Below are 22,344 nucleotides of genomic sequence, written 5' to 3' on the forward strand. Positions count from 1 at the left end.
GTTAACTCCTGCCGTTCAGGCTTATTTGAGTTTCTTTTTTGCGTCCAACCAACTGAAATGACTGGCATCAGGGACTAAACGGAATTCGATGGCATGCCCGTGTTCAGCCAGGAAATCAAAAGCAGCGGCTTCTGTGACACTCACCGATTGATTCGGGCCGATAGTCACCGTTTCCTTACGGGCAGACATCGGTCCAACATTAATCTTCTTGTTACGATTATTGAGATCGATCCCTGCTTCCATCAGCCTACGCAGCGTGACCGGCGATTTGCCAATCACAAAATATTGCTTGTCGCTGGCGATCACTTTCGGCAGTTTTTCTATCGCTTGCTGCACGGTAAACAGCCACACCTTAGTGTCCTGTACAGCCCCCTTCATCACCGATGACAGCAGTGGATCAGCCGCCACCTCATCATCAATCGCCACGATGCCGTCACAGGGCAATTCCTTTGCCCAGCGGGTTACCAATTGACCGTGGATAACCCGGTCGTCGATACGTACAAATGAAATGGCCATATTCTTTCCTCAGAAATCGTCCAATTGCGCCGTTGGCGCCGGACGAGCAAGGGCTATTGCCTCACCCCCCTGTGCCACCAGCTCTTGTGCCGCCTGTTGAACATCCTTCCCCTCCAGCAATTCGGCGCTCATCAATAACATCGGGAAATTCACCCCCGTCACCACGGCCATTGGCACGGGTATTTCGGGATCAAAAGCATGGCGGCAGGCCACGTTGTAAGGCGTGCCACACAGCATGTCGCACAGCACCAGTACACCATCAGCCCCCGCACTCACGCGGTGCAGTTCGGCAGCAAAATCTTGTTTAAAAGCCTCAATACCGGCGCTTTCGCTCAGGCCGACATAACTGGTTCCTGGAAGTTCGCCATAAACCATACGCGCACTGGTCATCAGTGCTTCAGCCATTGGGCCATGAGAAATCACAATCACTTTCAACATGATACTTATCCCCTTACCCAGGCTTTAATCGTGCCAAGGGTTTTGCCCAAGCTTCGGCCATGAGGGCTAATGCGATACGCTCCTACTGCGGCCGGTACGATAAAGGTTTCCGCGTAATGCACCACAAAGGGAGCGAAATACCCACCGGGGCTTTCGATCACCGCCTCTTCGCCTTCAACCAAGTTCAGCACATTGACCCGGCCCTCTGTATGATGCAGTACCGGCCCGCTAAACCAGTGACGTCGCGTTTCGATAAATTCACGCTCATGCAGACCGGTCCGCTCTTCTTGCCAGCCTTCTCCCTCGGCAACGGGTTCAATACGGTTCACCAGATGCTTCGTTACCCAGTCGGTGTCACAGTGCCAGTTGATCACCTGCTCGCCGTGCCGTAGGTGCACAGGGCGTGGTTGACCATCTAATCCCAGGCGGCCCCAGTCCCACAATTTGAACGTGAAAATGTATGGCGTAGCACTGATTTCCAACACCATGGAGCCCGCGCCTGAGCAATGCACCGTACCCGCAGGGATCAAGAAGTGATCGTGTTTACGCGCCGGGAACCGATTAACAAAACGCTGATCATCAAATGCCTTTTCACCTCTTTGGGCTATGGCAAGATCTGCCATCATCGCCTGTGGGTCTGCGCCATTTTTTATGCCCAGATACACTTCAGCTCCCGGTTCAGCGGCCAGAATGTAATAGCTTTCATCCTGGGTATAATGCATACCAAAGTGCTGTTGGATGTATTCCGTCAGCGGGTGAACCTGGAAGCTGAGGTTCTGCCCACCGACGGTGTCCAACAAGTCAAAACGAATGGGGAATTCAGCCCCAAAGCGGGCATGTACCTTTTCGCCCAATAAGGGCTGTGGATACAGCAGTACCAAATCCTGTGAGGGGATCTCGACCCGAACGTCACCAAAACGCATTAGCAGGCTGTTTTCCTCGGGCACGCAGTCAAAACACCACGCGTAGTTGGCTGCCGTCGGGTCGAGATCAAACTGGTTTTTCATCCACTGGCCGCCCCAGATGCCGGGGTCAAAAAAAGGCACTACGCGGAATGGGCGTTGAGTTGCCTGCTGTAATCCAGCATGGAATGCCGTACCGGACACTAATGTCGGTTTACCGGCCTGGTTCGTGTCCAATACAAAATCCGCACGCTGAAGCAGTGGCGTTTTATGGCGATCGAAGACCCGCCATTCGACAAAGAATGCCCGCTTGTAGCGACGTAATACATCTTCATCCACATTGCCCGCGCCCCAGTTACCCAGCTCGCCACGGCGGAAGCGCTGCTGTATTTCCCAGCGTGCCATATCGGCATACACCAGCACATCCCCTTCGGCGATTAACGCGGCGCCCGGCCCATATACCACGACCAGCCCACTGTCGACGCGCGCAATCTGACCACGTAACTGCTGTATACGTTCAATATCAAAAAATTCGGGCATTTCATGGCATGACAGCACGCCAAACACACGGTCATCCGTTAGATTGCGCTCAATCATCGCGTGAATATGCGGTTCATCGTATTTGGCCAACTCGGCGTTGATGCTGCAGGCTGGTTGCAGAGGATTGATAAAATGCTCAGTGAGTTCTGCCAGATTCACCCCATGGTAGCAATCCACGATCAACAGGGTTTTGCGCAACCCAAGGGCAGCCACTTTGCGACTAACAGCCTCAGTCACAGCCTGCCATCCTTCCCAGGCGGCGTCGTCATACCCCTGGACGGTCACTTCCGGGAACTTGTCGTAGCTCGTAGCCTTATACTGTTGCTCTGCCATATTGTTCTGCCTATGAACTGAATACATAGCAAAAGATTAATCGATTAACCTTATTACAAACAGGCTGATTAACGAGATTAACCTCATAAAACCGATAACAAGCGCGTAAAAAACCGAATTTTCGTGACATTAATCACGATTTATTTTCGTTATTTTAAAAAATTAGGTTAATCGTTATACCTTAGTCTGACAAACAGTACCGACAGGACATCAAATGAGCACAATTACCTTGGCGGACGTCGCCGCACATGCAAAAGTTTCTACCGCCACGGTATCGATGGTATTGCGCAACCGCGGCCGCATATCGGATGACACCCGTAAGCGAGTCCTGAGCGCCATTGATGAATTGGGCTACGTATACAACCAGACCGCCGCTAACCTGCGTAATCGCAGCAGCAATCAGGTCGGTCTGCTACTGCACGATATCACCAATCCGTTTTATGCAGAGATGACCGCTGGGCTTAGCCAAGAGATGGAACGTCATCAGTTGATGCTATTTCTGGCTAACAGCGAAGAGTCGGCTGACAGACAGCAAAAATTTGTCGACTCGCTGCTGCAGAACAGTGCCAGCGGCATGGTGCTGTGCGCCGCCCGGCAAACACCTACCCTGTTTTTTGAAACACTGAAACGCCGCAAGATACCGGCCATTATGGTAGTCCGCCCGGTGGCCGATGCGCACTTTGACTTTGTCGGCACCGATAATTTCTTGGGCACCCAATTGGCGACTCAGCACCTGCTGGATTTGGGACACCGTCATATCGCGTTTATTGGGGGCTCCATCAGCTCTACCACCCGCGCGCAGCGACTTGGAGGCTACACCAGCAAGCTGGTTGAACACGGCATTGTGGTAAAAGGGGAATGGATCGTAGACAGTGAAGCGAGCCAGAGCTCTGGTGCCAGAGCTGCGGAACAGTTGTTGATGGCCCACCCTGAAATCACTGCAGCGTTGTGCTATCAGGATATTGTTGCGTTGGGTGTGATGCAGACATTACGTAAGTTCGACCGCCAGGTTGGCAGAGATTTTGCGTTGATTGGGTTTGATGATATTACCGAAGCGTCTTTGGTACAGCCGGGTTTAACCACCGTATCAGTGGCCTCACGCGAGATCGGTCGCAAGGCCGGGGAATTGCTGTACAGTCGTATTCAAGGCAATGATGAGCCGCCAAAACGCATCATTCTGCCACCGTCATTGGTGATCCGAGAATCTTGCGGTTTTGCCAATAAATCTACGCCAGCCTAAGCTGGCGTGACAGATTAGCCGACCTGTACCGACAACATGCTCAAAGAGCTCATCTCGATACCATCTACCGGTACGGTGATTTCTTCCTTGCCGTCCCAACCACCGAGCACATACAGCAGTGGCAGGAAATGTTCCGGCGTTGGGTTCGACAACGCCGCACCTTCGTGCTGCATAAAATTCACCAGCGGATGGTTATTACCCTGATAAGTCAGGTTATCCCGCACGAATTTATCAAACGATGCCGCCCACGGATACGGGGTAGCTTCGCCCTGCCATTTGACCATGCGCAGATTATGCACCACGTTGCCGCTGGCGACGATCATCACCCCTTGATCACGCAATGCTGCCAGCTTGCGACCCAGCTCATAATGATATTCTGCCGGCTGGGTACCATCGATGCTGAGCTGTACGATCGGGATATCCGCATCAGGGTACATCTTGATCAGTACACCCCAGGTACCATGATCTAATCCCCACTCACTGACGTCTGAAGTGACGTTGATTGGCGCCAGTAGTTGCTGGATTTGTGCCGCCAACGCAGGTGACCCCGGAGCCGGATACTGTGTATCAAACAGCGCCTGCGGGAACCCACCAAAGTCATGGATAGTTTTTGGTTTCTCCATCGCCGTCACCGCGGTGCCACGGGTGTACCAGTGGGCAGAAACAGCGACGATAGCCTTTGGACGTGGCAATGTTTCACCAAGCTGCCGCCATGCCTGAGTGTAGCGGTTTTCTTCCAGTGCGTTCATCGGGCTACCGTGACCGAGGAAAAGTGCAGGCATACGAGAGGTGTTCATACAGGATCCTTGGTTAGTCACAATATATTCTGAGGACTAGACTACGCTGTTTGCCTCAATGGCACAGCCGGATAACCGTGATGATGATCTTCAATAAATTTGAATGGTTAAAGCAATGGAAGCAATCAGCTAAATCCATTCGATTTATACTTTTGGTCTGTTAGTATCAGAAAATAAACAATAATTTCAGCATATACCCGGTAGCTTTCAAGTTGCAGACAGGTGCCCAATTCGCTCATCCCCAGCGTGCAGGTAACAACGCTGTCGCTTGAAACGACGGGTATGAGGAGACAACTATGTCCGTACCGCTACTCCTGACCTTGCTGGCTGGCGGCGCCACCTTTGTCGGTGCGCTGTTCGGCATTATTGGCCAGAAGCCATCCAACCGAATGCTGGCGTTTGCTCTCGGCTTCGCCGCCGGGATTATGCTGTTGATATCACTGATGGAAATGTTACCCGCTGCGCTGCACACCGTTGGTATGTCGCCTATGCTGGGCTACAGCATGTTCATGCTTGGCCTTTTGGGTTACTTTGCGCTGGATCGCATGCTGCCGCACCAGCATCCACAGGATTTGCTGCAGAAACCGCTCAAGCCGCACAATCTGAAACGTACCGCTGTTTTACTGACGCTGGGCATTAGCCTGCACAATTTCCCTGAGGGTATTGCTACCTACGTTACCGCCAGTACCGATCTGGAGTTGGGAATGGGTATCGCGCTGGCCGTTGCCATCCATAATATCCCTGAAGGCTTGGCGGTCGCCGGTCCGGTGTATGCCGCCACCGGATCAAAAACCAAAGCGCTGCTGTGGTCAGGTATTTCCGGTTTGGCGGAAATTCTCGGGGGTGTACTGGCATTTCTGCTGCTCGGGCCGATGATCTCGCCGGTAGTAATGGCGTCAATTATGGCCGCGGTTGCCGGTATCATGGTGGCATTATCGGTTGATGAGCTGATGCCATTAGCGAAAGAAATCGACCCACATAATAACCCAAGCTACGGCGTGCTGTGTGGGATGGCAGTAATGGGATTCAGCCTGGCATTATTGCAAAGCGGCGGCATCAGTTAATCATTTTCAGGCACAAAAAAAGCCGCGTTACGCGGCTTTTTTCATATTCAGAAAATCAGTCGGATATCAGCTGGCTTTCTTTTCGTGAGACTGGCGATAAGCCACCAGATCTTCGATAGTCAGCACAGTCATGTCATGCTGTTTGGCAAACAGGATAACTTCCGGCGCATGCGCCATGCTGCCATCATCGTTAGTCAGTTCACACAGCACACCGGCAGGTTTGAAACCCGCCATTGCCACCAGATCAATAGTCGCTTCGGTATGGCCACGACGGCTCAGTACGCCACCCGGTTGTGCACGCAATGGGAACACGTGGCCTGGGCGGTTCAGATCGCTCGGCTTGGCGTTATCAGCGATAGCCGCGCGGATAGTGGTCAGGCGGTCGGAAGCAGAAACACCGGTCGTCACGCCCTGCGCCGCTTCGATCGTCACGGTGAAAGCTGTCTGGAACTGACTGGAGTTATTAGTCACCATCATCGGCAACTCAAGCTGCTGACGGCGGTCTTCGGTGAGACACAAGCACACAATACCGCTGCCGTGACGGATGGTCAGTGCCATCTGCTCAACGGTCATGGTTTCTGCGGCGAAGATCATGTCACCTTCGTTTTCACGATTTTCATCATCGAGCACCATCACACCGCGCCCATTGCGCAATGCTTCAAGAGCGCGTTCTACGCGTTCTACCGGCGTGCCGAAATCTGAAAGTAGGGTCTGATTCATGGTAAAAAACCTCATTAATAAATTATGGATTACCAGAACCAGGGCGAACTTGAGGAGTAGCTAGCAATAGCTAAAAAAATAACGCAAGCGGGCACAAACCCGGCAGATACCGTTACTCTCTCCCATCCGGACTATAACCGTCGGCCCCGGAATTACACCGGATCTGCTGACCTCTAACCAAACTGCAAAAGACTGGCTGAGCGCTCGCGGGCTTTCACCGTAAAAGGTGATTTACCGCCGGTGGGGACTTGCACCCCGCCCTGAGAATAAGCTTCTCGACTATAACGCTAATGATTAATCAGGGCAATTGGCAAAAGCACAATTCGGTCAGCATCAGGGAATGCGGTTAATAGTTTATCCGGCGGGCAACTCGCATTACACTAGGCGACAGCTATTAAACTCTGAAAGGGATACGCCATGATTGACCCGAAAAAAATTGAACAGATCGCACGTCAGGTGCATGAGTCCATGCCTAAAGGTGTGCGCGAATTCGGGGAAGACGTTGAGAAGAAAATCCGTCAGGTGTTGCAGTCACAGCTCACCCGTCTGGATTTAGTTAACCGCGAAGAGTTCGACGTGCAGACTCAGGTGCTGCTGCGTACCCGTGAAAAACTGGCCTTGCTGGAACAGCGTATGAACGAGCTGGAAAGCAAGCTGAACACAGCACCAGTAGCACAACAGCCTGACGCAGAGTAAGTTATTGATAAGGGCGCAGTACCGCGCCCTTATTGCTGTTTCAACGCCGCCTTCGACGTAAATTGCAATATCAACCCAATCAGTACAAACATTCCTAGCGCATACAGGCTTTTCCAGCCGATGATCACCATCAACAACACACACAACCCCAAGCCCGTCGCCGCCATTAGGCGCGAACGCCCATGCAAAATCCGACAGCCCGCCAGCATGCACAACAGATAAATAAACACGAAGATCCCATTGGCATACACCAGCAACGTATCCAGCGGCAGATTCAATGTATAAATCAGCAAGGTGAACAACAGGCAACTGCCGACCACTGCGCTGAGTGCATTGACAGGTGCCTGCCCGGCGGACAGTTTGGCCAGCGCGCTGTCAGGGCGATCCTGCGCCTGCGACCACACCAGCCTTGCGAAGCTTTGCGTATAGATATTCACGCTGGCGAAGCAGGCCAGATAACCAATGATGCAGGCCACCCACAGCGCATGTTGGCCAAACAGTTGCACCACAATACCTGGCAACGACGCAGCCGCCGCCTGATGCTCACCGTAGGCATGAAAATGCAATACCGCTACGGTACACCCCCAATACACCGCCCCGGCAACCAACATGCCAAACAACAGCGCACGTGGAAAATCGCGCTCTGGGTTACGGAATTCTGTCGCCAAATGCGCAAACGCCTCCAAACCAACAAAACACCAGAACATCACTGCCAGTGCATGGAACAGATTAGGGGGAGAAATTTCGGTGAACGTCGGCCAGGGAATGTGAGTCAGTGAAATATCGCCTCGCCACCAAATAGCGGCGACCAGCGCCACCACCAGAATCGCGATCAACGTTTGAACATTAGCGCTGGAACCAGCACTGCGCATGCCCAGTAACCAGATAATCACCAGCGTGGCAATCTGCACCAGCAGCAGGCCGTTGGCACTCCAACCGAATGTGGCCTGCCAAAAACCTGCGGCAATCTGCAATGCCGCTGGCAATCCCACGGGGATCACCGACAAAAAAAGCCAGCCGGTCACCTTCGCCATACGCGGGCCAAAGGCCAGGCCGACGAAGTGAGCAGCACCACCGGCACTGGGAAAATGCCGCCCCAGAGCCGCAAAGGTGATAGCAATAGGGAAGACCAATGCAATCAGCACAGGCCAAGCCCACAAGCTATCGCCCTGCGCCACCTGGGCCGCCAAAGCAGGAACGGCAAATACGCCGGTACCCAGCAGTGAGGTGGACAATAGCCCAACGCCCTGCGCCAAACTCAGCTCTTGCTTCAGTCCACTCACTGCCCACCACCGTTTTATCCTTCATACTCCAGGCTGTATCCGCGTTGGCCGCTCAGTTATGGCCCATCCATGGGCCTCCCCTTCGGGCCGCTGCACACAGCGTTCAAATCTGCTCCCGGCAGATTTGTCACCCGAATCACTTACGCATGTAAGTTCATCGGTCTCCCTCGATTGCCGCCTTGATACAACTCGAATTATTTAGGCTAAAAATAAAATGTTAGCCACGCCCGTCTTTGATTGCCTTGATGATGTTGGTGGTCGACAGGCCGTCTTCAAAGTTCAGGACTTTGACGTCGCCGCCATTGGCCCACACCTCAGTGCTGCCTGCGATGTCTTCAGGCTTGTAGTCACCGCCTTTCACCAGCAGATCCGGCAGGATATCGGCGATCAGGCGTTGTGGCGTGTCTTCTTCGAATGGCACCACCCAGTCCACTGCTTCCAGTGCACCCAGTACAATCATGCGGTTTTCCAGCGCGTTGACTGGGCGGGTTTCGCCCTTCAAACGTTTGGTAGAGGCATCACTGTTTACCGCTACGATCAGGCGATCGCCTAGTTTGCGGGCATTCGCCAGATAAGAGACGTGACCGGCATGCAGAATGTCAAAGATACCGTTGGTCATCACGACTTTCTCACCGCGCTGACGGGCTTGCGCCACAGCGGTTTTCAACTGGGCTTCGGTCATCACGCCAAAGCCGGTTTCGGCCCGGCCACGTACCGCGTTTTCCAGTTCGATCGGTGAAACGGTAGACGTCCCCAGCTTACCCACCACCACGCCAGCGGCGGCATTGGCCAGGAAACAGGACTCTTCCAGTGTGTTACCGGCAGCCAGTGCCGCAGCCAACACGCCGATAACGGTATCGCCGGCACCGGTAACGTCAAACACTTCCTGCGCCAGCGTTGGCAAGTGCAGAGGCGCGATGCCCGGCTGCAACAGCGTCATACCATGTTCGGAACGGGTGACCAGCAGTGCAGAAAGCTCAAAGTCCGCCACCAGCTTCATGCCACGCTCAACCAGTTCGGCTTCGTCTTTGCAGTGACCTACCACCGCTTCGAATTCGGACAGGTTTGGCGTCAGCAACGTTGCACCGCGATAACGCTCGAAATCAGAGCCTTTAGGATCAATCAGCACTGGGACTTTGGCAGCACGAGCCAGTTGGATCATGCTCTGCACCTGGCTCAGCGCACCTTTGGCATAATCAGACAGGACCAACGCGCCAATCTGCGGCAATGCCTGCTGAATACGTTCCAACAGCGGCTGCGGATCGACGTTAGAAAAGCCTTCTTCGAAATCGAGACGGATTAATTGCTGATTACGTGACAACACGCGCAGTTTGGTGATGGTCGGATGCGTCGGCACCGAGACAAAATCACAGCGCACGTTCACTTCGTTCAATTTGGCACTCAGCGCCCGCGCTGCGTCATCAATACCGGTCAAGCCCACCAGGCGTGAGTTAGCACCCAGCGAAGCAATATTCATCGCCACGTTAGCCGCACCGCCGGGACGCTCTTCAATGGTTTCAACCTTGACCACCGGCACCGGCGCTTCCGGTGAAATACGGCTGGTCGGCCCATACCAATAGCGATCCAACATGACGTCACCCACCACCAATACCCCGGCGCGGCGAAAATCAGGCAGTGTAACTTTCATCCGATAACTCCAAAAAAGTACAAAATTTTAGTGGCGCAGATATTACCACAGACGTTTGTAATAGCTGCAAAACGTATTGCGCAACTGGCTTGCTCAGCCCAGCCACTTCACCCAACTGGCGCGGACTTGCTCACGTTCGGCAATGAATTGCCCATTACTGACCTTGCTGGAATGCTCTTGCAGCGCCAGGTGGTGGATCTCATCGCGCATGGTGACATACGCTTGGGTCAGCGCACGCGCCTCTTCTTCCGGCATGATGTCGTAATTGGCCATCAACTCAAAAATACGCACATTATCAGACCAGCGCGTCAGGCGCGGTTCGGCGCCCGCATAGCCTAAGACCAGATACTGGGCAATAAATTCGATATCGGTGATCCCGCCTTCATCCGCTTTGATATCAAAGAGATCACGTTGCTTGCTGCCAAGGTGGCTGCGCATTTTCTCCCGCATCTCACGGACCTCACGCCGCAGCGTTTCTGGATCACGCGGTTTGCACAGGATCTCACGACGGATAACGTCAAACTGCTGATGCAACGCCGGATCGCCATGCACAATGCGCGCCCGCACCAGTGCCTGGTGTTCCCAGGTCCAGGCTTCGTTTTGCTGATAATCTGCAAACGCCTCGACGGTGCTGACCAACATGCCAGCCGCACCCGATGGCCGCAAACGGGCATCAACTTCATACAATATGCCGGACGAGGTACGGGTACTAAACAGGTGCATCACACGCTGTGCCAGACGCAGATAGAATTGGCGGCCATCGATACTGCGCTCCCCGTCGGTCATCACTTCCGGTGGGCAATCCAGAATAAACACCAGATCAAGATCAGAACTGTAACCCAGCTCCCAGCCGCCCAGCTTGCCATAACCAATCACCGCAAAACCACGCCCTTCACGTTCTTGCAAATGCGTCGGCTGGCCATAACGCGCAACCATATCGTTCCACGCCTGCTGCACCACTGTGTCGATGATGGCTTCAGCCAGGTAAGTAAGGTGATCACTCACTTTCATTACCGGCAACGCGCCCGAGATATCCCCGGCGGCAATACGCAGCTGTTGGGCCTGCTTGAACTGGCGTAATGCCTCCAGCCTCTGCTCTTCGTCGTCTTCGGGTACCCGTAATAGGTATTGGCGCAGTTCGCTGCGATAGGCATCCGGAGCTACCGGTTGATAGAGCGTCGCTGGATCCAGTAATTCATCCAACAATAACGGGTAACGCGACAGTTGGTTGGCAACCATCGGCGAGGCAGCGCACAGACGAATCAAATGGCTAAGTGCTGCATGGTATTCCACCAGCAGTTCAAGGTAGGTGGTACGGGTCACGATACTCAGCAGCAACTGAGTCAAACGCAGCAATGCAGTCGGCGCATCCTGACGCGGGCACACCTCCGCCAGTAAGCGCGGCATCAGTTGATCAAGTACGTCCCGGCCACGTGGACCTATGGTGCGTTTATCAACGTCATGACGGAATTCAGCAATGGTACGCAACATTTGCTTGCGCGCGTCTTCGTCCAGGTGCGGCGTCAGCGGTGCCAACTCGTTTTCTTCCAAGGCATCCTGCCACAAGCTGTGGTAGTTCTGATAATCCGGATCTTCACCAACATCTGGGCTATCGTCGCCAATCAAGTCGTTAAATACGGCCCTTACTGCTTGCATATGCCCATCGAGCGTGGTCAACAGTGCCGACCAGTCACCGAACCCCATCCCCCAAGCCAAACGCGCTTGATCGAGTTCATCTTGCGGCAGCGTTTGTGTCTGTTGATCGGCAATCGCCTGCAGCAGGTTTTCCAACCGACGCAGGAACAGGTAACTGGCGCTCATTGCCTGGACCTGTTGCGACTCCAGCAACCCCAACTCCCCCACGGCCTGTAATGTCGGCAGTAAGGAGCGCCCCTGCAATGCAGGTTCACGCCCACCACGGATCAGTTGGAATACCTGAGTGATAAATTCAATTTCGCGAATGCCGCCAGCACCCAGCTTGATATTATCTTTCAACCCACGCCGCCGCACCTCACGCGCAATCATGCCTTTCATATTGCGCAGTGACTGGATCACGCTGAAGTCGATATAGCGGCGGAAGACAAACGGTCGCAAAGTTTTGCGCAACTCCTCACTGTAGGCGTCTTCTGAACCGCCCATCAGCCGTGCTTTCACCATCGCATAACGTTCCCAGTCGCGCCCTTGCTCTTGGTAATAGTCTTCCAGCGCGGCAAAACTCATCACCAGTGGACCGCTGTCGCCAAAGGGCCGTAGCCGCATGTCCACACGATAAACAAAGCCGTCGATAGTTTGTTGATCCAGCGCTTTGATCAACCGCTGCCCCAGGCGGGTGAAGAACTGGGCGTTATCCAGTTCACGCCGTCCGCCCTGAGTTTGGCCGTTTTCCGGATAAGCAAAGATCAGATCAATATCGGATGAAAAATTCAGCTCGCCACCGCCCAACTTCCCCATGCCGAGGATCAGCAGCGGCTGTGGTACGCCCTGAGCGTTGCACGGCGTCCCCCATTCACGGCAGCAAGTTTGGTACAACCAATCACGAGCACTGACAATCAGCGTTTCCGCCAGCCCACTGAGCTGCAACAGCGTCTCTTGCGTGCTGCATAGTTCTTGCGCCTGCGCCCAAGCAATCCTCACCAGCGTCTCACGCCGGAACAGGCGCAGTACGCGCATCAGTTGCGCTTCGTCGCGCACCTCTTCCAAATCATCCTGCAGCCAGGCGGCGTAATGCAGCCACTCGTCCGCCACCGGCGGTTGCTTGCGCAGTGTCTCCAGCCATTCCGGCTGATGGAGTAACATGTCACAGACAAAGTCACTCGACGCTAAAACCCGCTGTTCCTGATCGCTGAGCGCGCTGTCCGCGCCCTGAGTTTCCTGAAAACGCTGCACGATGTTCTGTGCCTGAGCCTGTAACGCTGCTGAGAGTGGCAACATAATGAATGATCCGTTCTGCGGCCCACGCCTCGCAGGCCAGCTTAATTAGCGGAGCGCGCCGTTTAACCAGAATGGCGCATGCGATAAGGCTTGCTTACGGCTGCCTTCGTACCAGCCCTGGCGTCGTTCGGCTATCGCCAACTGCAGCTCACGCCAGCCGTCGATGTAGGGGCCGGTTTCGTCGTCAGGGTAAGCACCTGACAGCAGGATAAATGCCGAGACCTGACGCGTCAGACGTGGCAATTGTTCTTCGTATTCATCATCGTTCAGCGTACGGGTAAAAGCGTCTTTCAATTCCGCAGCGCTACGCCCCAGCATAATGTCGCTGAAACGTTTGAAAGAACCGTCAAGCTTAGCCTGCGCCTTGGCATCAATAAACGGACGCCAGGCGCCGGTCACCAACCATGATGTGAGTTCCAACTTACATTGCAGATACTCTGCGCTGTAGCACAGCTCCTGTGGCTGAGTGGCTTTATCGATCAGCAGCGGTTCCAGTGCAGTCAAGCGGGCGCGCAGATCGGCGCTGGCCTTACGCGGCACCAGGCCGCCAAAGATCACCAGAGCTTGGCGGATCAGTGCAATCGCCTCCATAACGGAACGGCGTGCCTGAGTATCTCCGCGCAGCCACAGTTCTTCGTGATATTGCCAATGACTCAAACCCAATTCAAAACTGGCGATCATCCCTTGTTCAACGCTGGATTTTACCGCAGGTTTCAAGACCGCCAACGGGTGGCGCTCACGTGGGGCATTACCTTGTGCCAGATGATAACCACGCGCTGCTTTACTCAGGCTACCCTGACGCAGGCCGCCGTGTTCTGCCAGTGCGTTAGCCAGCGCCAGCAAATCTTCGGTATTCCCGGTTTTAAGCTCCAGCTCGATCTCGCACAGTGCTTCGCTCAGCTCTCCCGCTTTCACTTCGCCCTGATCAAGACCAACCTCAATCTCGCTCTTACCGTAAGTGACCACCCACTTTTCCCGCACAAAATCAGTACGGAACAACGGTTGGAGCGACTGCTGTAACGCTTTGATATCACAGCCCTGCGGCCAGATATCCGCCGGGAACTGATCCAGCGCCAGTTCTGGCGTGGCGATCGCGACATTGTATTCCGGGCGCTGATGTAAGCCTGCGACGACTTTACCGGCGGTTTTGATGGTCATTTCATAGCTGTCATCGAACCCACGGATGCGCAGCCCCATGTCGTGACCACGCAGAAAATTATCAGCGGTTTCGAAATAAATATTGGTCAGTTTTTGCGGCGCGGAATGTTGGTTTGGCCAAGCCGCCAGTTGCTGCGGCAAAGCGGCAACAGCATCCGGGGTAGCAATAAATTTCAGTTCTATTTCAACGGTCATAAGTCTTTTACACCAATAAGTTACGCATTCGCGTCAGCCTTCACGGCGGCAGGCCTGACCTGCCACGTTCTGCCCGGTGACGCACAGTTGCCGTTATCTTACCGCGATTCCCAGCGCCTTAACCCTGCTAACTGCAGAAAAAACCTGTTACGTTATAAAACGCTGCGCAACTCACAGAATCTGCCACAGTAAGATAGTTCTCATTCCGGTTTTTGCGTTGCGTCGTCAGACTGAACGCTCTACTATCGTTCCCATAAATTCACACAGAAACGATGAACTAATGCAGAAATTACGCCTAATTTGCCTTGCCGTGCTGAGCTTCAGCATCACTTGGGGCGCACATGCCGAAGATAAGCGCTATATCTCCGATGAACTGAATACTTATGTCCACAGCGGCCCGGGTAATCAGTACCGTATTGTCGGTACCCTGAACGCCGGTGAAGAAGTGACCCTGTTGAGCGTAAATGACAGCACTAATTATGGCCAGATCCGCGATGCCAAGGGCCGCACCACCTGGATCCCGCTGGATCAGCTTAGCCAAACACCAAGCCTGCGTACCCAAGTACCTGCGCTGGAACAACAGGTGAAAACCCTGACTGACAAGTTGGCTAACATCGACAACAGCTGGAACCAACGCACCGCAGAAATGCAGCAAAAAGTGGCGGGTAGCGACAGCACCATCAGCGGTCTGCAACAGGAAAACCAAGATCTGAAGAACCAACTGGTCGTCGCCCAGAAAAAGGTTAACGCGGTTAACCTGCAACTCGATGACAAACAGCGTACTATTATTCTGCAGTGGTTCATGTACGGCGGCGGTGTAGCCGGCGTTGGCTTGCTGCTTGGCTTGTTGTTGCCGCACCTGATCCCACGTCGCAAAAGCAACAACCGCTGGATGAACTAATTTTAGTATCGTTCAGTTTGAAATCGGGCGCCTGCGGGGCGCCCTTTTTATTGGCGCCGACATCCCGTCACCAATTCATGTAATCTGATAGACAGAGCCCTAAGAAAAATTCAGGAGTTAACCGTGAAGATTTACCTGGTCGGCGGCGCTGTCCGCGACAGCTTGCTTGAGTTACCGGTGTTTGACCGCGACTGGGTGGTGGTGGGTGCCGCACCGGCAGAGCTGATCGCACTGGGGTATCAGCAGGTCGGTAAAGACTTCCCGGTGTTTCTAAACCCGGAAACTCATGAAGAATACGCGCTGGCCCGTACCGAGCGAAAATCCGGTCAGGGATATACCGGTTTTACCTGCTACGCCGCCCCCGATGTCACGCTGGAAGAAGATCTGCAACGCCGCGATTTAACCATCAACGCCATCGCTCGGAGCGCCGACGGTGAGCTGATCGACCCTTTCAACGGCGTGACCGATCTACAATCGCGTGTACTGCGTCATGTGTCGGATGCTTTTGGTGAAGATCCCCTGCGCGTGCTGCGCGTGGCACGCTTTGCCGCCCGTTTTGCTCATCTGGGCTTTACCATTGCCCCAGAAACGCTCGCATTAATGCGTCAAATGGCACGCAGCGGCGAATTGGTCGCATTGACAGCTGAACGGGTATGGAAAGAAACCGAGAAGGCGCTGCAAAGCCAAAGCCCTCAGGTGTATTTTCAGGTGCTGCGAGACTGTGAGGCACTGAGCGTGCTATTCCCAGAGATCGACGCCCTGTTCGGCGTACCGGCTCCTGCCAAATGGCACCCGGAGATCGACACCGGTGTTCACACAATGATGACGCTGGCGATTGCTGCCCAACTCAGCCCTGACGTGGACGTACGCTTCTCCGCACTCTGTCATGATCTCGGCAAAGGTCAGACGCCAAAAGAGCTCTGGCCACATCACCACGGCCATGGGCCTGCGGGCGTGCTGCTGGTTGAAGAACTGTGCCAGCGGCTACGAGTGCCCAACCCGGTGCGAGATCTGGCCAAGCTGGTCGCTGAATATCACGATCTGATCCATACGGTAAACAAGCTGCGCCCGGAGACATTGTTGAAACTGTTTGATGCAGTTGATGTTTGGCGCAAACCGCAGCGGCTGGAACAGATGATCCTCACCAGCGAAGCCGATGCCCGCGGTCGTACCGGCTTTGAAAACAACCCTTATCCGCAGGGTGACTACCTGCGCCAAGCGTTTCAGGTGGCGAATGCGGTGTCGGTTAAAGAGGTGGTAGCTAGCGGCCTACAAGGGCTGGCAATCCGCGACGAGCTGAAACGCCGCCGTCAACAAGCGCTGGCTGAATGGAAACAAACTCAGGATATCCCTTTCGATCAGGCATAAAAAAACCCCGCAGCGCGGGGTTTTTTTATTGCTGCACAGCTTACATGAAGACCATGTAAACCACGCCAGCCACGATAAAGCGATAGATAGCGAACGGCACAAAAGAGATGCGTTTGATCAGCGACAGGAAGGTCTTGATCGCGATCAGCGCTACTACGAAGGCAGTGGCAAAACCGACGGCAAACATCGGTAAGTCGCCCATTGTCAGGAAGTGCAGACTCTTGTACAAATCCAAAGCACTGGCACCAATCATCATCGGCACCGCCAGAATGAAAGAGAACTCCGCAGCTGCGTAACGATTCACGCCCACCAGCATACCACCGGCAATGGTGGAACCTGAGCGGGAGAAGCCCGGCCACAGTGCCAGACATTGGAAACAACCAATCATAAATGCCTGGCGGTAGGTGATGTCATCGAGCCCTTCCGCACTTGGTTTTTTCGGTTTAAACCATTCCGCTGCCAAGAGCAGGAAACCGCCGACCACCAGCGCATACATCACGTTTTTCGGTGCAAACAACGACTTGATAAAGTCATGGAGTAGCAGCCCCAACACCACCGCCGGGATCATCGCCAGCAAAATATGGCCCAGTTTCAAATGGCCTGTCGTTTTGCCTTCGTGCTCAACCGGTTTACCGCCAAAATGAATGCCGATCAACCCAAACAAACGGCGCCAGAACATCACCACCACGGCCAGAATCGACCCCAGTTGGATGATCACCTCAAAGGTTTTAGCCTTATCACCGGTAAAACCCAGCCACTCGCCCACAATGATCATGTGTCCGGTAGAAGATACGGGTAAAAATTCAGTTAATCCTTCGACCACCCCAAGAACAAACGCAATAAACAGTGAATGCATGTCCGCCATGTGCTTCGATCACCCTATAAAGTTACGGCTATAAACATAAAAAAGCGGCAGTGTTCAATACATTGCCGCTAAAACTATTCTCAGGTTCGGACCAAATTAACGGTCTTAAGTTGCATCTGTATGACAGAACGTCACGCCGGACGGGTACCACGCTCAATGATCACCCCAACCCGGTTGGCATGTGCAACTGCGCCCGGTTTGCTGACCTTAATACGGACCCACGGGGAATTGAAGCGCTGGAGTAATATTTCAGATATTTCCTCTGCAACCCGTTCTACCAGCGCAAAGCGATTGGGCTCCACGTGCTGGATAATAGCTTCACTGATATCGGCATAGCTCAGGCAGTCATTCACATCGTCACTGGCAGCAGCCTGACGGTTGTCCCAGCCCATTTCGATATCGAACACCAACTTCTGGCGAATGTTTTGTTCCCAGTCGTAAACGCCAATGGTAGTAATTACGGTAAGCTCTTCTATAAATACGATATCCATCACGTCATTCTCTGTTTTTGGCCTTGCCGGATACCACTTCCAGCGGAATATGCGTATTATCCATATATGTTGCGAGTAAAACGACCCTTATTAAACGGAACCGCGTTATGAGTGCTACCGCGCTTGGCATGATTATCTTCGCGTATCTGTGTGGCTCAGTTTCCAGTGCGATCCTGGTTTGCCGGATCGCCAGGCTGCCCGATCCGCGTGAAAATGGCTCAGGGAATCCAGGGGCTACCAACGTCCTGCGCATCGGCGGTCGTGTCGCCGCGGCAGCAGTGTTGCTGTTCGATATTTTAAAAGGGATGCTGCCGGTCTGGCTGGCGTACAAGCTTGATGTCCCGCCGCTGTACCTCGGACTGACAGCGATCGCTGCCTGTGTGGGGCATATCTATCCGGTCTTCTTCCACTTCCGCGGTGGCAAAGGCGTAGCAACGGCATTTGGTGCTATCGCGCCGATCGGCTGGGATCTTACCGGCCTGATGACCGGTACCTGGCTGCTGACCGTGTTGCTTAGCGGCTATTCTTCACTCGGTGCCATTATCAGCGCGCTAATTGCCCCGTTCTACGTCTGGTGGTTCAAACCGCAATTTACCTTCCCAGTGGCAATGTTGTCGTGCCTGATCCTGATGCGGCACCATGACAATATCCAGCGCTTGTGGCGCGGTCAGGAAGGGAAAATCTGGGGTATCTTCCGCAAAAAGAAAACGGATGCGGTAGAACAGGAAGAGAAAAAAGAAGAGTGATCAAAAAGGCCGGATATCCCGGCCTTTCTTAATTTATACTGCAGGCAGTTCCGCCAGTGGCCAACGAGGTCGCACCGAAACGCTCAGTTCCGGATTAGCGCCGCTTTTCAACCGCACCAGGCCCGCATAAGCGATCATCGCGCCGTTATCAGTGCAGAATTCCGGACGGGCATAAAACACTTCACCACCACGTTTTTGCATCATTTCCGCCATTTTAACCCGCAGCGTACGGTTAGCACTGACGCCGCCAGCCATGACCAAACGTTTAAAACCGGTTTGCTCCAGCGCGCGCTTGCATTTGATCGCCAACGTATCCACAACGGCATCCTCAAATGCCCGCGCGATATCCGCCCGCGTCTGATCGTCATTACCGTTGGAGCGGATAGTATTGGCAGCGAAGGTCTTCAACCCGGAGAAGCTGAAATCCAGACCGGGACGATCGGTCATCGGGCGTGGGAAGGTGAAACGACCTGCAGTGCCCTGTTGCGCCATTTTTGACAGCATCGGGCCGCCAGGGTAGTCCAGCCCAAGCAGCTTGGCAGTTTTGTCGAAGGCTTCACCGGCCGCATCGTCCACCGACTCACCCAACAGTTCGTACTGACCAATACCGGTCACGCTGATCAGTTGGGTATGACCACCGGAAACCAGCAGCGCGACAAACGGGAAAGCCGGAGGATTATCTTCCAACATTGGGGCCAACAGGTGACCTTCCATGTGATGCACCGGCACCGCCGGCACATTCCAGGCAAACGCCAATGCGCGACCAATGGTAGCGCCGACCAGCAGGGCTCCGACCAGGCCTGGCCCTGCCGTATAGGCAACGCCGTCGATATCGGCAGCAGTCAAGTTCGCTTCCTTCAATGCCGCCTGAATCAAAGGTACGGTTTTACGCACGTGATCGCGGGAGGCCAGTTCAGGTACCACACCGCCGTAATCGGCATGCAGCTTCACTTGGCTGTATAATTGATTGGCTAATAAACCGGTCTGATCGTCATACACTGCAATTCCGGTTTCATCGCAGGATGTTTCTATACCCAGTACTCGCATTACATTTCCCATCATTCACATGCGGCCGCCAGTTTAGCACAATCAGGCCTGTTTACCGCCAGCACAGCGCATCTTGTCAGAGGTATTGGGCTATGTTGATGATTCCAGCCATAAATGCCGGTTTGATTAAAAACGAGCATTTTTTTCTGATTAGTCTATAATCAGCGCCCGATGCAAAATTGCGCATGTTTTACCAGGGTGGCCGCAGGTTTCAATTTGCTGTGGTGCTTTACAAAGCAGCATCCGTTGAAGTAAAATTCCGCACCATTTTGAAATTGCTGGCGCTTGGCCAGCAGCAAACCGAATTTTATTGAGGTGAGAGGCACATGCCTGTAATTAAAGTACGTGAAAACGAGCCATTTGACGTTGCTCTGCGTCGTTTCAAACGCTCTTGCGAGAAAGCAGGCGTTCTGGCTGAAGTTCGTCGTCGTGAGTTCTATGAAAAACCGACTACCGAACGTAAGCGCGCTAAAGCTTCTGCTGTGAAACGTCACGCGAAGAAACTGGCTCGCGAAAACGCACGCCGCACTCGTCTGTATTAATTCTTCGGGGGTAACCCCGCCGCGTGAATTTCTGATTTTAAAAATCGCGCAGACCGAGTAGTTGCATACGAAGGCCGTGCTTTCCGAAAGGAATGCGCGGCTTGTTCTCGTTTATAGGCTAGTAAAGTAAGGGCTTATGGCTGGACGAATTCCGCGCGTATTTATCAATGACTTGCTGGCTCGCACCGACATCGTCGATCTGATCGACGCACGTGTGAAGCTCAAAAAGCAGGGCAAGAACTATCACGCGTGCTGTCCGTTCCACCACGAAAAAACGCCTTCATTTACGGTTAATGGCGAAAAGCAGTTTTACCACTGTTTTGGTTGTGGTGCGCACGGTAATGCCGTCGACTTTCTGATGAATTACGACAGACTTGAGTTTGTTGAAACCATCGAAGAGCTGGCGACCATGCACGGGCTGGAAGTGCCTTACGAGGCAGGTTCCGGACCAACCCAAATCGAACGTCATCAGCGCCAGAGCCTGTATCAACTGATGGAACAGCTCAGCGCGTTCTATCAACAGTCACTGCATCAACCCTCCGGTACGCCGGCGCGTGATTATCTGCAACAGCGCGGGTTGAGTGACGATGTTATCCGACATTTTGCTATCGGCTTTGCACCTGCCGGTTGGGATAACGCATTAAAGCGTTTTGGTCGTGATGCCGACAGCCGTAGTGCATTGAACGATGCCGGCATGTTGGTGACTAACGATCAAGGACGCTCATACGATCGTTTCCGTGAACGCGTGATGTTCCCTATCCGCGATAAACGCGGGCGAGTGATCGCCTTTGGCGGGCGCGTGTTGGGTGACGGCATGCCGAAATACCTGAACTCGCCGGAAACCGAAGTATTCCACAAGGGTCGTCAATTGTACGGCCTGTATGAAGCACAACAAAACCACCCTACCCCGCAACGGTTGCTGGTAGTGGAAGGTTATATGGACGTGGTGGCGTTGGCGCAATATGGCATCGATTATGCCGTCGCCTCGCTCGGGACTTCAACGACAGCTGAACATATTCAGCTGCTGTTCCGCGCCACCGATAACGTTGTCTGTTGCTATGACGGTGACAGAGCTGGTCGTGAAGCGGCCTGGCGTGCGCTGGAAACCGCGTTGCCCTATCTGAACGACGGGCGTCAGTTGCGGTTTATGTTTTTGCCCGATGGCGAAGACCCAGACACATTGGTACGTAAAGAAGGCAAAGAGGCCTTCGAACAACGAATGGAGCTGGCGCAGCCGCTTTCCACTTTCCTGTTCGAAACCTTGATGCCGCAGGTTGATTTGAGCAGCCCAGACGGTCGCGCCAAGCTAAGTACGCTGGCACTGCCGCTGATTACTCAAGTGCCGGGCGAAACGTTGCGCTTGTACCTGCGCCAACAGCTCGGCAGCAAGCTTGGTCTGCTGGATGATAGCCAGCTCGACAAGCTGATGCCCAAGCAGGCTGAAAATGCGAATACTTATCAGGCGCCCCAGCTAAAACGCACAACCATGCGTATACTAATAGGGTTACTGGTACAAAATCCGCAACTGGCTACACTTATCCCTTCACTCGAGGGATTGGAGCAGACTAAACAGGCGGGCTTACCGCTGTTTGTCGAGCTGGTGCAGACCTGTTTGGCGCAGCCAGGCCTGACAACCGGTCAATTGTTGGAGCAGTATCGCGACAACAAATTGAGCCAACAACTTGAAACCTTGGCGACATGGAACCATATGATCGTTGAGGACAGGGTCGAACAGACCTTTTTAGATACCTTAGCTAGCCTATATGACTCGGTACTGGAGCAACGGCTGGAAACATTGATCGCGCAGGCCAGAACGCATGGCCTCAGCCCAGAAGAACGTGAAGAAGTCCGTTCTCTTAACCAAGTGTTAGCAAAGAAAAACTAATTTTTGACCAAATTAATTCATGTTCAAGCCGCCAATAA

The 22,344-nt window shown here is 53.7% G+C and carries 20 protein-coding genes and 1 riboswitch; of the genes, 8 read left to right on the forward strand and 12 right to left on the reverse strand.

Going from position 1 to position 22,344, the window contains the following annotated elements; translation table 11 throughout:
• Positions 1 to 21 precede the first annotated feature (21 nt).
• The 3 genes from SGBXF1_RS20930 to SGBXF1_RS20940 are packed head-to-tail and all read right to left on the reverse strand — an operon-like array spanning position 22 to position 2,729.
• Complete coding sequence (locus tag SGBXF1_RS20930; RefSeq protein ID WP_037416520.1) at positions 22 to 516, reverse strand: PTS sugar transporter subunit IIB; 495 nt, start codon at positions 514 to 516, stop codon at positions 22 to 24.
• Between the two features lie 9 nt (positions 517 to 525).
• Entirely contained in the window at positions 526 to 954 is a 429-nt protein-coding gene (locus SGBXF1_RS20935; RefSeq protein WP_037416517.1) for a PTS sugar transporter subunit IIA, read from the reverse strand.
• Positions 955 to 959: 5 nt separating this feature from the next.
• On the reverse strand, positions 960 to 2,729 hold the full coding sequence (locus tag SGBXF1_RS20940) for a class I mannose-6-phosphate isomerase (protein WP_186427496.1): 1,770 nt from the start codon (positions 2,727 to 2,729) through the stop codon (positions 960 to 962).
• Between the two features lie 214 nt (positions 2,730 to 2,943).
• Here SGBXF1_RS20940 and SGBXF1_RS20945 point away from each other — a divergent pair, with 214 nt between their 5' ends.
• Entirely contained in the window at positions 2,944 to 3,969 is a 1,026-nt protein-coding gene (locus SGBXF1_RS20945) for a LacI family DNA-binding transcriptional regulator (protein WP_037416513.1), read from the forward strand.
• 14 nt (positions 3,970 to 3,983) lie between these two features.
• Here the strand turns inward: SGBXF1_RS20945 and ygiD are convergent, their stop codons facing one another.
• Positions 3,984 to 4,766: a 4,5-DOPA-extradiol-dioxygenase gene (gene ygiD / locus SGBXF1_RS20950; RefSeq protein ID WP_186427497.1), complete on the reverse strand. Its 783-nt coding sequence runs from the start codon at positions 4,764 to 4,766 to the stop codon at positions 3,984 to 3,986.
• Between the two features lie 296 nt (positions 4,767 to 5,062).
• On the opposite strand from ygiD, the gene zupT reads away from it, so the two are divergent.
• A complete protein-coding gene (gene zupT / locus SGBXF1_RS20955) occupies positions 5,063 to 5,830 on the forward strand; it encodes a zinc transporter ZupT (protein WP_037416508.1) in 768 nt (255 codons plus the stop codon).
• Positions 5,831 to 5,896: 66 nt separating this feature from the next.
• On the opposite strand, the gene ribB is transcribed toward zupT, so the two are convergent.
• The gene (gene ribB, locus SGBXF1_RS20960; protein ID WP_037416506.1) at positions 5,897 to 6,550 is read right to left on the reverse strand and encodes a 3,4-dihydroxy-2-butanone-4-phosphate synthase; all 654 of its coding nucleotides are present in this window, start codon (positions 6,548 to 6,550) and stop codon (positions 5,897 to 5,899) included.
• A gap of 110 nt (positions 6,551 to 6,660) precedes the next feature.
• Positions 6,661 to 6,822: riboswitch (FMN riboswitch) on the reverse strand.
• Positions 6,823 to 6,967: 145 nt separating this feature from the next.
• On the opposite strand from ribB, the gene ubiK reads away from it, so the two are divergent.
• On the forward strand, positions 6,968 to 7,246 hold the full coding sequence (gene ubiK / locus SGBXF1_RS20965; RefSeq protein ID WP_037416503.1) for a ubiquinone biosynthesis accessory factor UbiK: 279 nt from the start codon (positions 6,968 to 6,970) through the stop codon (positions 7,244 to 7,246).
• A gap of 29 nt (positions 7,247 to 7,275) precedes the next feature.
• Here ubiK and yjeH read toward each other — a convergent pair whose 3' ends face one another.
• The 4 genes from yjeH to SGBXF1_RS20985 all read right to left on the reverse strand — a co-directional run bounded on the left by yjeH (position 7,276) and on the right by SGBXF1_RS20985 (position 14,461).
• Positions 7,276 to 8,529 (reverse strand): L-methionine/branched-chain amino acid transporter, encoded by a 1,254-nt coding sequence (gene yjeH / locus SGBXF1_RS20970; RefSeq protein ID WP_037416500.1) that lies wholly within the window; start codon positions 8,527 to 8,529, stop codon positions 7,276 to 7,278.
• Positions 8,530 to 8,746: 217 nt separating this feature from the next.
• Positions 8,747 to 10,177, reverse strand: coding sequence for a bifunctional D-glycero-beta-D-manno-heptose-7-phosphate kinase/D-glycero-beta-D-manno-heptose 1-phosphate adenylyltransferase HldE (hldE, locus tag SGBXF1_RS20975; protein ID WP_012146988.1), 1,431 nt, complete (start codon positions 10,175 to 10,177; stop codon positions 8,747 to 8,749).
• Between the two features lie 93 nt (positions 10,178 to 10,270).
• Entirely contained in the window at positions 10,271 to 13,108 is a 2,838-nt protein-coding gene (gene glnE / locus SGBXF1_RS20980) for a bifunctional [glutamate--ammonia ligase]-adenylyl-L-tyrosine phosphorylase/[glutamate--ammonia-ligase] adenylyltransferase (protein ID WP_186427498.1), read from the reverse strand.
• A gap of 45 nt (positions 13,109 to 13,153) precedes the next feature.
• Complete coding sequence (locus tag SGBXF1_RS20985; RefSeq protein WP_186427499.1) at positions 13,154 to 14,461, reverse strand: CYTH domain-containing protein; 1,308 nt, start codon at positions 14,459 to 14,461, stop codon at positions 13,154 to 13,156.
• A gap of 280 nt (positions 14,462 to 14,741) precedes the next feature.
• On the opposite strand from SGBXF1_RS20985, the gene SGBXF1_RS20990 reads away from it, so the two are divergent.
• Together SGBXF1_RS20990 and SGBXF1_RS20995 are read left to right on the forward strand one after the other, a co-directional pair.
• Positions 14,742 to 15,362: a TIGR04211 family SH3 domain-containing protein gene (locus SGBXF1_RS20990; RefSeq protein ID WP_037416495.1), complete on the forward strand. Its 621-nt coding sequence runs from the start codon at positions 14,742 to 14,744 to the stop codon at positions 15,360 to 15,362.
• A 123-nt stretch (positions 15,363 to 15,485) separates the two neighbouring features.
• The gene (locus SGBXF1_RS20995; protein ID WP_061807862.1) at positions 15,486 to 16,730 is read left to right on the forward strand and encodes a multifunctional CCA addition/repair protein; all 1,245 of its coding nucleotides are present in this window, start codon (positions 15,486 to 15,488) and stop codon (positions 16,728 to 16,730) included.
• A 40-nt stretch (positions 16,731 to 16,770) separates the two neighbouring features.
• Here SGBXF1_RS20995 and bacA read toward each other — a convergent pair whose 3' ends face one another.
• Together bacA and folB are read right to left on the reverse strand one after the other, a co-directional pair.
• Positions 16,771 to 17,595, reverse strand: a complete 825-nt coding sequence (gene bacA, locus SGBXF1_RS21000) for an undecaprenyl-diphosphate phosphatase (RefSeq protein WP_085119304.1) — start codon at positions 17,593 to 17,595, stop codon at positions 16,771 to 16,773.
• A gap of 131 nt (positions 17,596 to 17,726) precedes the next feature.
• A complete protein-coding gene (gene folB, locus SGBXF1_RS21005) occupies positions 17,727 to 18,086 on the reverse strand; it encodes a bifunctional dihydroneopterin aldolase/7,8-dihydroneopterin epimerase (RefSeq protein WP_037416487.1) in 360 nt (119 codons plus the stop codon).
• A gap of 107 nt (positions 18,087 to 18,193) precedes the next feature.
• On the opposite strand from folB, the gene plsY reads away from it, so the two are divergent.
• Positions 18,194 to 18,832, forward strand: coding sequence for a glycerol-3-phosphate 1-O-acyltransferase PlsY (gene plsY / locus SGBXF1_RS21010; protein ID WP_061807861.1), 639 nt, complete (start codon positions 18,194 to 18,196; stop codon positions 18,830 to 18,832).
• 33 nt (positions 18,833 to 18,865) lie between these two features.
• Here plsY and tsaD read toward each other — a convergent pair whose 3' ends face one another.
• Positions 18,866 to 19,879, reverse strand: a complete 1,014-nt coding sequence (gene tsaD / locus SGBXF1_RS21015; RefSeq protein WP_061807860.1) for a tRNA (adenosine(37)-N6)-threonylcarbamoyltransferase complex transferase subunit TsaD — start codon at positions 19,877 to 19,879, stop codon at positions 18,866 to 18,868.
• 326 nt (positions 19,880 to 20,205) lie between these two features.
• Here tsaD and rpsU point away from each other — a divergent pair, with 326 nt between their 5' ends.
• Positions 20,206 to 20,421 (forward strand): 30S ribosomal protein S21, encoded by a 216-nt coding sequence (gene rpsU / locus SGBXF1_RS21020; RefSeq protein WP_001144069.1) that lies wholly within the window; start codon positions 20,206 to 20,208, stop codon positions 20,419 to 20,421.
• Between the two features lie 136 nt (positions 20,422 to 20,557).
• Complete coding sequence (gene dnaG, locus SGBXF1_RS21025) at positions 20,558 to 22,306, forward strand: DNA primase (protein ID WP_061807859.1); 1,749 nt, start codon at positions 20,558 to 20,560, stop codon at positions 22,304 to 22,306.
• The last annotated feature ends 38 nt before the right edge of the window (positions 22,307 to 22,344 follow it).

It is taken from the genome of Serratia grimesii, from assembly GCF_900186025.1.
GTDB classification, from domain to species: Bacteria; Pseudomonadota; Gammaproteobacteria; order Enterobacterales; family Enterobacteriaceae; genus Serratia; species Serratia grimesii.

Excerpts from the sequence above, each read along its gene's own strand:
- SGBXF1_RS20930 (WP_037416520.1), bottom strand. The coding sequence starts at position 516 with ATGGCCATTTCATTTGTACGTATCGACGACCGGGTTATCCACGGTCAA.
- SGBXF1_RS20935 (WP_037416517.1), bottom strand. The coding sequence starts at position 954 with ATGTTGAAAGTGATTGTGATTTCTCATGGCCCAATGGCTGAAGCACTG.
- SGBXF1_RS20940 (WP_186427496.1), bottom strand. The coding sequence starts at position 2,729 with ATGGCAGAGCAACAGTATAAGGCTACGAGCTACGACAAGTTCCCGGAA.
- SGBXF1_RS20945 (WP_037416513.1), top strand. The coding sequence starts at position 2,944 with ATGAGCACAATTACCTTGGCGGACGTCGCCGCACATGCAAAAGTTTCT.
- ygiD (WP_186427497.1), bottom strand. The coding sequence starts at position 4,766 with ATGAACACCTCTCGTATGCCTGCACTTTTCCTCGGTCACGGTAGCCCG.
- zupT (WP_037416508.1), top strand. The coding sequence starts at position 5,063 with ATGTCCGTACCGCTACTCCTGACCTTGCTGGCTGGCGGCGCCACCTTT.
- ribB (WP_037416506.1), bottom strand. The coding sequence starts at position 6,550 with ATGAATCAGACCCTACTTTCAGATTTCGGCACGCCGGTAGAACGCGTA.
- ubiK (WP_037416503.1), top strand. The coding sequence starts at position 6,968 with ATGATTGACCCGAAAAAAATTGAACAGATCGCACGTCAGGTGCATGAG.
- hldE (WP_012146988.1), bottom strand. The coding sequence starts at position 10,177 with ATGAAAGTTACACTGCCTGATTTTCGCCGCGCCGGGGTATTGGTGGTG.
- glnE (WP_186427498.1), bottom strand. The coding sequence starts at position 13,108 with ATGTTGCCACTCTCAGCAGCGTTACAGGCTCAGGCACAGAACATCGTG.
- SGBXF1_RS20985 (WP_186427499.1), bottom strand. The coding sequence starts at position 14,461 with ATGACCGTTGAAATAGAACTGAAATTTATTGCTACCCCGGATGCTGTT.
- SGBXF1_RS20990 (WP_037416495.1), top strand. The coding sequence starts at position 14,742 with ATGCAGAAATTACGCCTAATTTGCCTTGCCGTGCTGAGCTTCAGCATC.
- bacA (WP_085119304.1), bottom strand. The coding sequence starts at position 17,595 with ATGGCGGACATGCATTCACTGTTTATTGCGTTTGTTCTTGGGGTGGTC.
- folB (WP_037416487.1), bottom strand. The coding sequence starts at position 18,086 with ATGGATATCGTATTTATAGAAGAGCTTACCGTAATTACTACCATTGGC.
- plsY (WP_061807861.1), top strand. The coding sequence starts at position 18,194 with ATGAGTGCTACCGCGCTTGGCATGATTATCTTCGCGTATCTGTGTGGC.
- tsaD (WP_061807860.1), bottom strand. The coding sequence starts at position 19,879 with ATGCGAGTACTGGGTATAGAAACATCCTGCGATGAAACCGGAATTGCA.
- rpsU (WP_001144069.1), top strand. The coding sequence starts at position 20,206 with ATGCCTGTAATTAAAGTACGTGAAAACGAGCCATTTGACGTTGCTCTG.
- dnaG (WP_061807859.1), top strand. The coding sequence starts at position 20,558 with ATGGCTGGACGAATTCCGCGCGTATTTATCAATGACTTGCTGGCTCGC.